An 11,586-nucleotide genomic window follows, 5' to 3' on the forward strand; every position below is an offset into this window, starting at 1 on the left:
AAAACAAAACAAAACAAAACAAAACAAAACAAAACAAAAAAATCAACCGAACGGTTGATTTTTTATCTCCTACTATAATGCGCTGTATCAATACCACGCTGCATTAACCAATGATATGTTTCACCTTTTACAACAAGAGGTACAGATTGCAACTCTTCTATCGTCTTCGCACCAAGAGCTGTCATAATAAATTTCAAATCTGTATGTAGAAGCTCAATTTCATCCACTAATTTCTCGATACCATCTTGCATTAAAATACGTAAAAAGTAACCAGCAAACGCAGTTGTATTCGCCCCTAATGCGATTGCTTTTGCTACGTCAAGCGCTGTCTGTATACCCCCTGATGCAATAAAAGAGAGGTTATTATTTGTAGAGGTTGCTTCAATAATCGAGGTTGCTGTTTGTATGCCCCAGTTATTAAAATAAGAAAGCATTCGCTGTCTTCTTTCATTTTCAACAGCAGCAAAATTCGTACCACCTTGCCCACCAATATCAATTGCTGTTACACCTACGTTCGCTAACTGTTGCATTGTTTCCTTACTCATCCCAAATCCAACTTCTTTTACAATGACAGGAACTTTACTATTTAAAACAATTTTCTCAATACGCTGAAGTACGCCAGTAAAATCACGGTCTCCTTCTGGCATCGTTAACTCTTGTATGACATTTAAATGAATTTGCAACGCATTCGCTTCAATCATATCAACGGCACGCTCTGCCTGCTCGATAGTTGCCTCACTACCTAAATTAGCAAAGAAAATACCATTTGGGTTTACCTTTCTGATCACCTTATAAGAAGCAGCCTCACTTTCATCTTTTAACGCCGCCATTTGCGAACCTACAGCCATAGCAAGGTTATGTTGTTTCGCTACATATGCTAATTGCTCATTGATATGTAACGTTTTCTCTCCTCCACCACCAGTCATCGCATTGATAAAAATCGGCGAACTTAGTGAAAGTTCGCCGATTTTTGTTTCACATGTTATTGTGTCATAATTTGAATTTGGCAAGCTTTGATGCACAAAATCAATATCATGAAAGCCATGCGTACGAGACTGACCAGTAGAAAGAGCGTATTCAATATGATCTAATTTACGTTTTGCCCTTACCACTTGTACCCCTCATTATTTCTTTAATTTTTTCAGTTGTTCACCAATAATATCACTTAATTGGAAAGTAGCAGAATCAGCATTTGGCTCATACTGACTATAATCTTCAATTACATTATTTTCCTCAAGCGCTTCTTTTATACTTAAAGAAATACGTTTCTCTGCTGCGTGAACTTCAAGTACTTTCACTTTTACTTCTTGTCCCATTTCCAATACTTCATTCGGATTTTTCACGTGACGATTTGCAATTTGAGATACATGTACAAGTCCTTCAACGCCAGGTAAAATCTCAACGAATGCACCAAATGTAACAAGGCGTTTTACTACTCCCTCACGAATATCTCCAGCTTTTATTTCGCCAGCAACGTTTTCCCAAGGTCCTGGTTGAGCTGCTTTAATCGATAAAGAAATACGTTGTGTATCAGCATCAACAGATAACACCTTTACCTTAACCTTTTGACCTTGCTCTAAAACTTCAGAAGGTTGCTCTACACGTTCGTGTGAAATTTGTGAAATGTGAACTAAACCGTCCACGCCACCAACGTTAACGAAAGCACCAAAGTCAGTTAATCGTTGCACTGTTCCTTCAACAACGTCCCCTTCTTTTAATGAAGAAATTGCTTCTTTTTTCTGAGAATCTAGTTCTAATTCTACTACCGCTTTATGCGAAAGGATTACACGATTTTTTTCACGGTCTAATTCAATAATTTTCACCGCTAACGTTTTACCTTTATAGTCAGTAAAGTCTTCTACATAATGTACTTCTACAAGTGAAGCTGGGATAAAACCGCGAACCCCAAGATCCACAACTAATCCGCCATTCACAATATCTTTTACAGTAACATCAAACACATGACCAGAAGTAAATTTCTCTTGTAATTCTACCCATGCTTTTTCTGCATCAACAGCACGTTTAGACAAGACAAGATCATCTTCTTCTAATTTAATAATTTTCAACTCTAGTGTTTGATCTAATTCTACAACATCGCTTGCTTTTTCAATATGAACGTTAGCTAATTCACTAATTGGAATTACGCCATCTGTTTTGTATCCAACATTTACAAGCACTTGTTTCTCTTCAACTTTCGTTACAGAACCTGTAACAACGTCACCAACTTGTAATTCTTTTGAATCCATAACTTCTTCATTCATTTTCTCTACCATGGAAATACCTCCCTACAGAATTGACAAAGCATTTTTTATGTATATACGAAATGAAAACAAAGTTTTCATTTGCATGTTTAAGAATTTCTCATCACATACTTTTTTCAATACCATTCACAAGAAAATATATTAAACCTATATAAATAGTATACAGCAAAACCAGCTTGAAAAAAGTATGTTTTGAAATATAATAGCGAATATATTCTGACAGTTTTATTCCTCTTTAACTAACTTCTTACAAATCAGCTCATTTGTCAAGGAAAGAGACTCACAATTCACGTATCCTTTACATTTCTATTTAAACAAAAAAAAGAAAGAGGATCATCCCCTTTCTTTATTTCGCAAACACTCCTGAAACAATACTCATAATTTTTTGAACAACTTCTTCAATTGATAAAGAAGTCGTATCTAATTCCAATGCATCATCAGCCTTTTTTAGTGGAGAAACTTCGCGTTCTGAATCTAATTTATCACGCTGAGCAATTTCTTCTTTTAGCTGCTCTAAATTAGAATCGAAACCTTTATTTAAATTTTCTAAATGTCTTCTTTCCGCTCTTTCTTCAACAGAAGCAAGCATAAAGATTTTCACTTCAGCATCCGGTAATACATGTGTACCAATATCACGGCCGTCCATTACAACGCCGCCTCTTTTCGCTAAATCTTGCTGACGGCGTACCATTTCTTCACGAACAAGGCGATGCTTTGCTACAATAGATACTCGATTCGTCACATCAGGTGTACGAATTACTTCAGAAACATCTTGTCCATTTAAAAATACAAGCTGTGTATTTTCTCCTTGCTGAAATTCAATATTTACATTCCTTACAACTTCCATTAACTGCTCTTCATTTTCAATATCTACTTTTTGTTCAAGGGCTGCATATGTAAGCGTACGGTACATTGCGCCTGTATCAATATAAACGTAAGAAAGTTCCTTCGCAACAACTTTTGCCACTGTACTTTTCCCAGCAGCTGCTGGACCATCTATAGCAATTGAAATTCGTTTATCCATTGTAACACCTCATTTTTTCACTTATAAAACAAAACGAAAAGCAGGTGTTCACCCTGCTTCTTCTCATTTGCTTCACGTCATTAAATCCTCAATTATTGTAGCATAATCCTTCATAGAAGAAAATGAAAACTACCTATTCACCTGTAAGATTTCCGCTTTGTCTTTTACCATGACACCTTCATAATAAACAATTTTAGATAAATACTTCACTGATGACTTATGTATAAATAACAATTGCACAACAGAAAGACAAATAAATTGTATTATTAATATACGAATAAAAATTCTCTCCATCTTTTCCACCGTAATCGCTCCCTCCTATACTATATTTGCACATCTCGTTTCGTAATTTTATACATCGTACATATAGCAGTTAATTTTATTGTCATTTGCGAGGCATACTTTTATACATTTCCATTGTCGAATTTACTAAAAACATGTTATGTTCTAAATGTATTTTTTTACTTGAAAGGGGTATAAGAATTGAAAAGAATCCTAGTTTTACACACAGGTGGAACAATTGCAATGGAGGAGGATAAAGAAACTGGAGTCGTACAACCAGGTGAAAAAAATCCTCTTTTAAAATTCATTCCTGATTTAGAAGGCGATGTTGATTTAATCGTTGAAGATGTGTTCCATTTACCATCTCCCCATATGACACCGAGCGAAATGTTACAATTACAAGTCATCATTGATGAAAGAGTAAAACAAGACAACATTCATGGCGTAGTCATTACGCATGGTACTGATACATTAGAAGAAACAGCCTATTTCTTAGATTTAACAGTACAAGCAACTATTCCGATCGTTGTGACAGGTGCAATGCGCTCTAGCAATGAATTAGGTGCTGACGGCCTATATAACTTCTTATCAGCTGTAAAAGTTGCTAGTTGTGATGAAGCTGCAGAAAAAGGTGTTTTAGTCGTATTAAATGACGAAATTCATTGCGCTACAAATGTAACGAAAACACATACAAGTAATGTCGCAACATTCCAAAGCCCACAATACGGACCAATTGGAATGGTAACAAAACGCGGCGTTGTCTTCCATCACGCTTTAGTACATCATGAAACATATACGATAAACACAGTGTCTAAAAATGTAGTTGTTCTAAAAGCATATGCTGGCATGGATGATACATTACTAGCAGCAATCGAAAATCTTCCTGTAGACGGTATTGTTATCGAAGCGCTTGGACAAGGTAATCTACCTCCAAGAACACTTCCTAGTCTAGAACGATTATTAAATAAAGGTATTCCTGTCGTATTAGTTTCTCGCTGTTTTAACGGTATCGTTCAAGACGTATATTCGTATGAAGGTGGCGGTAAACACTTAAAAGATATGGGCGTTGTATTCACATACGGCTTAAATGCACAAAAAGCACGTATTAAATTACTTGTCGCATTAGAGAATACAAATTCTCATGAATCCATTCAAAATATGTTTATGCACGAATAAAAAGGAGTTGTCGAGATTTTCTCGACAACTCCTTTTTATTTTTCTCTTGATGCAATGGTTTGCGCAATCGCATCTCCATGAAATCTACCGTTCTCGATAAATATTTCATTTGCATTATTTCCAGCAGCAATGACACCTGCAATGAAAATATTTTCAGCATTCGTTTCCATTCTATCCTCTGTATAAATTGGACGTCCTGTTTCTTCATCAATCTGAACACCCATCTTCGTTAAGAAGCTATGATCAGGATGATAACCAGTCATCGCAAATACAAAATCGTTTTGGATTGTATAAACTTCACCATCAACTGTAAACGTTAATGTATGCTCAGTAATTTCTTTCACATGAGCCCCGAAATGCATTTGAATTGTACCGTTTCGTACTAACGCCTCAAATTCCGGCAAAATCCAAGGCTTTATGCTTGGTGAATACTCACTTCCACGATACAGTACCGTTACACGCGCACCAGCTTTAACAAGTTCTAATGCGGCATCTACACTCGAATTTTTCCCACCTATAACTACTACGTCTCGATCAAAATAAGGATGCCCCTCTTTAAAATAGTGAGCTACTTTCTTCAATCCCTCACCTGGAACATTCATATAATTTGGATTATCATAATATCCAGTTGCTGCAACAATATATTTCGCTATATATGTTTCTTTACTTCCGTCACGCTTTGTCGTCTCAACTTGAAAAACTTCTCCATCTTTTTGAACTTTCTCCACTCGCTCAAAAGCATTTACACGTACAGATTTACGTTTTACTACTTCACGATAATACGCAAGCGCTTGATTTCGAACTGGCTTACGATTTTCTGTAATAAAAGCTACATCACCAATTTCTAATTTTTCACTAGAAGAGAAAAATGTTTGATGAGTTGGATAATTATAAATGGCATTTACAATGTTTCCTTTTTCAATTACTAACGGATTTATTCCTACCTTTTGCAACGAAATCGCTGCCGCTAATCCGCACGGACCGCCTCCAATTATAATAACTGTTTCTTTTTGCATACTCGTCCACTCCTAGTCTTCTACCAATACACTATTTATAAAAACAAGAAAAAACCTACTTACAGCAGTAGGCACCTATCTTTATTGTATTCATTTTTCATATATTTGTCATCTAAACGAAACGTACATCCGATAGACATCTGCTAAAAACTGCTGAAATTTAATACCTTGTTTCCCTAATACATTCTCAGGATCAATCTTTCTAGCTGGATCAAGCGTTTTATGTGACACGATATCTTTTTTCGGATTTAAGCCAAAGTTTTGGCATAAATACGCATGATACCATGTAAAACGATTATATGCTTCCCAAAAGTTAACATCACCACCATAACAAAGTTCCACTCCAATGGCCGCCTTATTCGCATCATAGCCGTATAAGTCATTATCCGTCGGCACACCATATCGAACATGATACGCAACTTCATTTATAGGAATAATCTCCAATATTGTTTTATCATCTATAAATGTATGCGCCGAAGCTTTCGGTTGTAATTCATTAAAGTAATCTCGATTTCCTATCGCATTGCTTCCTGGATTCCCCGTATCATGGCTTACAATAAATCTCACTTTAGTCAGAGGAATCCCCGGCCGTGAACTTCCATATCCAATATAGTTGCGCTCTATAGGAAACATCGCCATTGCTACCAACTCCCGCTCTAGAAGATTACCTTACTTCCTTATATATGTATTCGGTAGCAACGTCCTTATCGCATATTTCTTACACGAAGAGAAAATCGAAAATATTTGAAGTGAACACCATAAACAACAAGATACTTACAGCCACTCCATAAAAACCGTAAAACCAAACACAATCTTCTTTCGTATCTAAACCGAAAAATTTATTTACCGATTGTAATAATGTGCCACGCTTGCTTTGTTTGTTTCGTAATACTTCCACTCTCTCTACAACATCTGCTGGCATCATAAATCTTTGGTCTACTGTCATTTTCATCATTTATCTCTCCTTAAAATCATTTCCCTTTTGTTTATCTAAGGAGAGTATAGCACGTTTGTTCGTATAGAACAAGCGTTCTTTTTTTTATTTTTATTTTATTTTTCAGCAAGCCAAGTAAAAATTGAGATTACAACGGCAATAATCGGCCCTACTACAACCACACCAAATATCAAAAACAGTAGCCCTTCCCCGAACATTCTAACGGTACTTATTTTTCGAGCTTTCATCGTTCTTGCAAGTTCTCCCTCTAACCTCTTAACCTTTTCTTCTAATTGTTCTACTCGTTCCAGCATTTCATTCTCCATATATAACACCTCATTTAATACTTCAACAAAAAAACGTGATTCCCTCGAAAGGAAATCACGTTTTCTCAAGATATAATATTTTATACCCAACCTCTGAAGCGGCTTGCTTCAGCCATTTTACGAACACCAACCATGTACGCCGCTAAGCGCATGTTCACTTTACGAACTTGTGCTGTTTCATAAATAGAATCAAATGATCTTACCATTACTTTTTCTAAACGTTGTTCTACTTCTTCTTCAGTCCAGTAGTATCCTTGGTTATTTTGTACCCACTCAAAGTAAGATACTGTTACACCACCAGCACTTGCTAACACGTCTGGAACAAGTAAAATTCCGCGATCTGTTAAAATTTTAGTCGCTTCTAATGTTGTTGGACCATTTGCAGCTTCAACAACGATTTTCGCTTTAATATCATTAGCATTTTCTTCTGTAATTTGGTTCTCAATTGCAGCTGGAACTAAAATATCGCAATCAAGTTCTAACAATTCTTTGTTTGAAATTGTATTGTTAAATAGCTTTGTTACTGTACCGAAGCTATCACGACGGTCTAATAAATAATCAATATCTAATCCGTTTGGATCATGTAACGCGCCGTAAGCATCTGAGATTGCAATAACTTTCGCACCTGCATCATGCATAAATTTAGCTAAGAAGCTACCAGCATTACCGAATCCTTGAACAACAACGCGTGCACCCTTAATATCAATGCCACGTTTTTTCGCAGCTTCACGAATACAAATTGTTACACCTTTCGCTGTTGCTGTTTCACGGCCATGTGATCCACCTAATACAAGCGGTTTACCTGTAATAAATCCTGGTGAATTAAATTCATCAATACGGCTATACTCATCCATCATCCATGCCATAATTTGAGAGTTTGTGAATACATCTGGAGCTGGAATATCTTTCGTCGGACCTACGATTTGGCTAATTGCTCGTACATAACCGCGGCTTAATCTTTCTAACTCACGGAATGACATTTCACGTGGATCACAGATAATTCCACCCTTACCTCCACCATATGGTAAATCAACAATACCACATTTTAAACTCATCCAGATTGAAAGTGCTTTCACTTCATTTTCTGTTACATTCGGATGGAAGCGAATTCCACCTTTCGTTGGACCAACAGCATCATTATGTTGTGCACGATATCCTGTAAATATTTTAACAGTCCCGTCATCCATACGAACTGGTATTTTCACTGTCATCATACGAATTGGTTCTTTTAATAATTCATATACTTCGTTTGGATAACCCAATTTTTCTAACGCTTCACTAATAACAATTTGTGTTGAATTCAATAGTTCAAAATGTTGTTCCCTTTGTTGTTGTGTTTTTGTTTGAGTTCCCTTTTCGGCTACCATAGTAAGTAAACCCCCTGTAATTTCACTTGTTTAGTAAACCTTCATTGCCTAGTATACACCCTTAAATTTGGAATGCAATAGAAAACGCTAACAAATATATACAAACTATTTTCTGTTGCAAGCGTTTTCACTATTATTATAGTCCTTTTATTACTTTTAGAAAAGTAAAATACTTAAATATTTAAATATTTTTTATTTTACTCCAACATACTTCCATAAAACTGCATATTTTATTTTAAAAAAGTATGTTGGAGTATTTACAATCATCCTTTCCCTTATCCAAATAAAAACAAAACCTCAGCTATGTTGTATTAGCTGAGGTTTTGTTTTTTCACAAAGTAATTGTGTATTTGTTCTATCGCATTAAAATCCATTAATTCTTTACCGTACTCCATGATGCGATAAATAGTTGCTGTAGACGGATTACCGTATTCCGCTAAAATAGCTATAAAATCCGCCTTTAACAATTGAATTTGTTCCTCTTCTTCCATCCAAAGATAGAAGCGCTTATCCCACGTATATAGCTTTCCGCCAGTTACACCAAGGTTATATAAGCGATTCGACAGGTTAATTATGTCATCTAGCGTAGCAAACTCATATAATATATGCTCACTTTCATCTAGAGTCACTTGCATTTCAATAAACTCGTCACGAAACTCATCATCTGTATCCATTTCTTGATTTTCTTTCGTTACAATTACAACCATCCCTTGTGCTTGTAGAGAAAATACTTCAACTGCAATCGGACCATCTGCTTCAAATCCTAATTCCTTATTTGCTTCTTGCATCATATCACGAAATAATTGCTGTACTTTCGGCGCATTTCTCCATAAATCTTCTTTCGTTAATCCTCGTTCAGATAAATCATCAAATGTTAGAAAAATTTTTATCTTATTGTAATTTAATCGTTCCAGCCTCATCTCATACCCTCCCTACGTAACCAATGCATCTAATTTTTATTATATGAAATAGAAAATAGATGGTTCTTTTCGAACAACTATTCCGACATTTTTAACCATTCATCCCATTCTTCTTTCGTATCACCAATTAAGGTTGTTTCAATGTCCAACTGGTTTAGAACGCCTAACTTTCCGATAAACCCAACAGAAAGAGATTCCCTTTTTTCTTGTAATAAATTTATAAAGTTCATCGTCTTTTTCATTTCTTGTTCGTCAGCAAAAGATACAAATACATATTTCGGCTGTATTTCTTCTACCGCTGACAACATACCATCTTCAGCTAAGCTTGTCCTAATATATATCGCCTCATATCCTTTTAAGCGTAAATACGTTGAAAAAATAAATCCTTGCAATGCATTCTTTTCTAACACAATAACTTTGTGTAAAGAGGAAAACATTGAGGCATTGTGATACACCATTCCTAGACGCGTTTGTAAAAATGATAGTGCATATTGGAATTGCGCCATTGAAATCTCATTATTATTTTTTGACATTAATAAATTGTCTGTCACTCGAAGAACGATACTGGCAACAACCTTTTCTGTTGAATATATACTAAAAGCTTCGTTTAATAATGCAGTAATTGTAATTTCATCAAATTTTAACAAAGCTTGTAGCAAATCGTCCACTAAAACAACTTCTTTATCGAAAGGTATCTCTTTTTGAACTGTACTCTGCAAACGATTCTCTTCTAATAACTGAACTGCTTGTCCAATCATCATACCGGAAGAAACTTTTTCCATTAACCATTTTAAAATTTGAATATGTTCTTCTGTATATAAACGATGCCCAGCTTGATTCCGCTTTGGGGCAATAATTTGATATCGTCTTTCCCATGCACGAAGCGTACTCGGCTGAACTCCAATTATATTCGAAACAGCTTTTATATTATATTTTCCACTAAGAGTTGGCATCATTTCCCTCCGCACAATGTAATGATATGTGTTTGAGCAGGTGCTCGGAAACGAAGTGGTATCAATGTTGTTCCGTACCCATTACTAACAAAGAGAATCGTATTCAAATGGTTATATACGCCACCTTTTAAATATTTTTTAGATGGGAATAATCGGATTTGTCCCCCATGCGTATGTCCACTTAATACAAGTGAAATCTGCTCATTTCCAGACATCTTTTTTATTATATCAGGGTTGTGACTAACTAAGATACGAAAACCATCTTCTTTACAATCCGCCAATGCCAAATCTAGACGATCACGGTGCAATCCAACATCATCTATACCGAGCAAACAAATTTTCTCTCCTAATTCAGACTCAAATACCACTCTTGTATTATCTAAAACTTTTACGTTATTTTCTAATAATAACGCATCTAATTCATGATATTCTATCTCATAATCATTGTTTCCCCACACAAAATATACAGGAGCTATCTCTCTTAACTTTTGAATATTCGCAGAGATTTTTGATAAAGAGACACCTTTCTCTGCTAAATCTCCTCCGATAATTACTAGATCTACTTTTCCTTTTACTTGTTCAATTAACAAATTCGAAATGACTCTTCTATGAATATCAGAAATAAAAAACACATTTACTTTTTGAAAACTTTTCGGAAATTCTTTAAATACTAAAGTATGTTCCAACACCGTATTACGCGTCGCTTCTTTATACATCACAAGAAGTAATAAAATCCCCATGCCTATGAGAGTACTGAATAATATAATCCATATCATATTTTTTACTCCCCTCCTCATAAAGATAATCCTAGGCTTTTATAACAAATTGTGATCGCTTAATTCACTAGCTCTCTTGCTTTGTGGATTTATCTTTTATCGGAATTTTTAATTCTTGCCCTGCACTCACTTCATCTTCTTGCAAGTTATTATACTTTTTAATGACTTCAATCCCATTTTCATCCGAAAAATATTGCTTCGCTATACTTTCTAAAGTTTCTCCCTCTTTCACAGTATGCGTTATCGCTTTTTCAGACTGTTTCTGCGAATCAGATTTAGCTGAATCAAAGAAGATTACTTCAAACGCACTTTTCCCGGCATTATTACTATCGCCCTTCACCTGAATATATTTATCCGTATACCACAAAATACTAATTGGCAGCAGAATGAATAGAAATGTTAAAACCCGGACGAAAATGTGATTTATTTTAAACTTTTGTTTTTTCTCTTTATTTCTATGAATTTCACTACGCGGCGGTAAACTTTCTTTTTCTTCCACTCGCTCAACTTCTAATTCCTCTTCAAAATCAGGAATTCGTTTCCTCATGTTG

14 protein-coding genes are annotated in these 11,586 nt (G+C 35.4%); 1 reads left to right on the top strand and 13 read right to left on the bottom strand.

Annotation, left to right across the window (positions count from 1 at the left end):
- Positions 1 to 62: 62 nt before the first annotated feature.
- The 4 genes from C4S65_RS26960 to C4S65_RS34675 form a co-directional block, all read right to left on the bottom strand.
- Entirely contained in the window at positions 63 to 1,112 is a 1,050-nt protein-coding gene (locus C4S65_RS26960) for a type 2 isopentenyl-diphosphate Delta-isomerase (protein WP_000251041.1), read from the bottom strand.
- A 12-nt stretch (positions 1,113 to 1,124) separates the two neighbouring features.
- The gene (gene rpsA / locus C4S65_RS26965) at positions 1,125 to 2,273 is read right to left on the bottom strand and encodes a 30S ribosomal protein S1 (RefSeq protein ID WP_000229554.1); all 1,149 of its coding nucleotides are present in this window, start codon (positions 2,271 to 2,273) and stop codon (positions 1,125 to 1,127) included.
- A gap of 334 nt (positions 2,274 to 2,607) precedes the next feature.
- Entirely contained in the window at positions 2,608 to 3,285 is a 678-nt protein-coding gene (gene cmk, locus C4S65_RS26970) for a (d)CMP kinase (protein ID WP_000361255.1), read from the bottom strand.
- 129 nt (positions 3,286 to 3,414) lie between these two features.
- The gene (locus C4S65_RS34675; protein ID WP_000413849.1) at positions 3,415 to 3,588 is read right to left on the bottom strand and encodes a YpfB family protein; all 174 of its coding nucleotides are present in this window, start codon (positions 3,586 to 3,588) and stop codon (positions 3,415 to 3,417) included.
- Between the two features lie 180 nt (positions 3,589 to 3,768).
- Here C4S65_RS34675 and ansA point away from each other — a divergent pair, with 180 nt between their 5' ends.
- The gene (gene ansA, locus C4S65_RS26980; RefSeq protein WP_000822011.1) at positions 3,769 to 4,743 is read left to right on the top strand and encodes an asparaginase; all 975 of its coding nucleotides are present in this window, start codon (positions 3,769 to 3,771) and stop codon (positions 4,741 to 4,743) included.
- Positions 4,744 to 4,778: 35 nt separating this feature from the next.
- Here ansA and C4S65_RS26985 read toward each other — a convergent pair whose 3' ends face one another.
- The 9 genes from C4S65_RS26985 to C4S65_RS27025 form a co-directional block, all read right to left on the bottom strand.
- A complete protein-coding gene (locus C4S65_RS26985; protein WP_061666889.1) occupies positions 4,779 to 5,759 on the bottom strand; it encodes a YpdA family putative bacillithiol disulfide reductase in 981 nt (326 codons plus the stop codon).
- Between the two features lie 108 nt (positions 5,760 to 5,867).
- On the bottom strand, positions 5,868 to 6,398 hold the full coding sequence (locus C4S65_RS26990) for an N-acetylmuramoyl-L-alanine amidase (protein WP_001240655.1): 531 nt from the start codon (positions 6,396 to 6,398) through the stop codon (positions 5,868 to 5,870).
- Positions 6,399 to 6,477: 79 nt separating this feature from the next.
- On the bottom strand, positions 6,478 to 6,714 hold the full coding sequence (locus C4S65_RS26995; RefSeq protein ID WP_002083150.1) for a DUF3961 domain-containing protein: 237 nt from the start codon (positions 6,712 to 6,714) through the stop codon (positions 6,478 to 6,480).
- 95 nt (positions 6,715 to 6,809) lie between these two features.
- Positions 6,810 to 7,019 carry a hypothetical protein gene (locus C4S65_RS27000; protein WP_000426762.1) on the bottom strand — a complete coding sequence of 70 codons (210 nt, stop codon included), beginning with the start codon at positions 7,017 to 7,019 and terminating at the stop codon, positions 6,810 to 6,812.
- Positions 7,020 to 7,099: 80 nt separating this feature from the next.
- The gene (gudB, locus tag C4S65_RS27005; protein ID WP_000225173.1) at positions 7,100 to 8,386 is read right to left on the bottom strand and encodes an NAD-specific glutamate dehydrogenase; all 1,287 of its coding nucleotides are present in this window, start codon (positions 8,384 to 8,386) and stop codon (positions 7,100 to 7,102) included.
- A gap of 311 nt (positions 8,387 to 8,697) precedes the next feature.
- Positions 8,698 to 9,306, bottom strand: coding sequence for a genetic competence negative regulator (locus tag C4S65_RS27010; RefSeq protein WP_001235399.1), 609 nt, complete (start codon positions 9,304 to 9,306; stop codon positions 8,698 to 8,700).
- A gap of 77 nt (positions 9,307 to 9,383) precedes the next feature.
- Entirely contained in the window at positions 9,384 to 10,259 is an 876-nt protein-coding gene (locus tag C4S65_RS27015; protein WP_001142722.1) for a MerR family transcriptional regulator, read from the bottom strand.
- Positions 10,259 to 11,035, bottom strand: coding sequence for a metallophosphoesterase (locus C4S65_RS27020; protein ID WP_000637801.1), 777 nt, complete (start codon positions 11,033 to 11,035; stop codon positions 10,259 to 10,261). Before C4S65_RS27020 ends, C4S65_RS27015 begins: the two co-directional genes overlap by 1 nt.
- 67 nt (positions 11,036 to 11,102) lie before the next feature.
- Positions 11,103 to 11,582 (bottom strand): LysM peptidoglycan-binding domain-containing protein, encoded by a 480-nt coding sequence (locus tag C4S65_RS27025; protein ID WP_001231548.1) that lies wholly within the window; start codon positions 11,580 to 11,582, stop codon positions 11,103 to 11,105.
- Positions 11,583 to 11,586 lie beyond the last annotated feature (4 nt).

This window comes from Bacillus sp. ok061 (assembly GCF_900108285.1).
Classification (GTDB): domain Bacteria; phylum Bacillota; class Bacilli; order Bacillales; family Bacillaceae_G; genus Bacillus_A; species Bacillus_A thuringiensis_S.

Excerpts from the sequence above, each read along its gene's own strand:
- rpsA (WP_000229554.1), bottom strand. The coding sequence starts at position 2,273 with ATGGTAGAGAAAATGAATGAAGAAGTTATGGATTCAAAAGAATTACAA.
- cmk (WP_000361255.1), bottom strand. The coding sequence starts at position 3,285 with ATGGATAAACGAATTTCAATTGCTATAGATGGTCCAGCAGCTGCTGGG.
- C4S65_RS26985 (WP_061666889.1), bottom strand. The coding sequence starts at position 5,759 with ATGCAAAAAGAAACAGTTATTATAATTGGAGGCGGTCCGTGCGGATTA.
- C4S65_RS26990 (WP_001240655.1), bottom strand. The coding sequence starts at position 6,398 with ATGGCGATGTTTCCTATAGAGCGCAACTATATTGGATATGGAAGTTCA.
- C4S65_RS26995 (WP_002083150.1), bottom strand. The coding sequence starts at position 6,714 with ATGATGAAAATGACAGTAGACCAAAGATTTATGATGCCAGCAGATGTT.
- C4S65_RS27000 (WP_000426762.1), bottom strand. The coding sequence starts at position 7,019 with ATGGAGAATGAAATGCTGGAACGAGTAGAACAATTAGAAGAAAAGGTT.
- gudB (WP_000225173.1), bottom strand. The coding sequence starts at position 8,386 with ATGGTAGCCGAAAAGGGAACTCAAACAAAAACACAACAACAAAGGGAA.
- C4S65_RS27010 (WP_001235399.1), bottom strand. The coding sequence starts at position 9,306 with ATGAGGCTGGAACGATTAAATTACAATAAGATAAAAATTTTTCTAACA.
- C4S65_RS27015 (WP_001142722.1), bottom strand. The coding sequence starts at position 10,259 with ATGCCAACTCTTAGTGGAAAATATAATATAAAAGCTGTTTCGAATATA.
- C4S65_RS27020 (WP_000637801.1), bottom strand. The coding sequence starts at position 11,035 with ATGATATGGATTATATTATTCAGTACTCTCATAGGCATGGGGATTTTA.
- C4S65_RS27025 (WP_001231548.1), bottom strand. The coding sequence starts at position 11,582 with ATGAGGAAACGAATTCCTGATTTTGAAGAGGAATTAGAAGTTGAGCGA.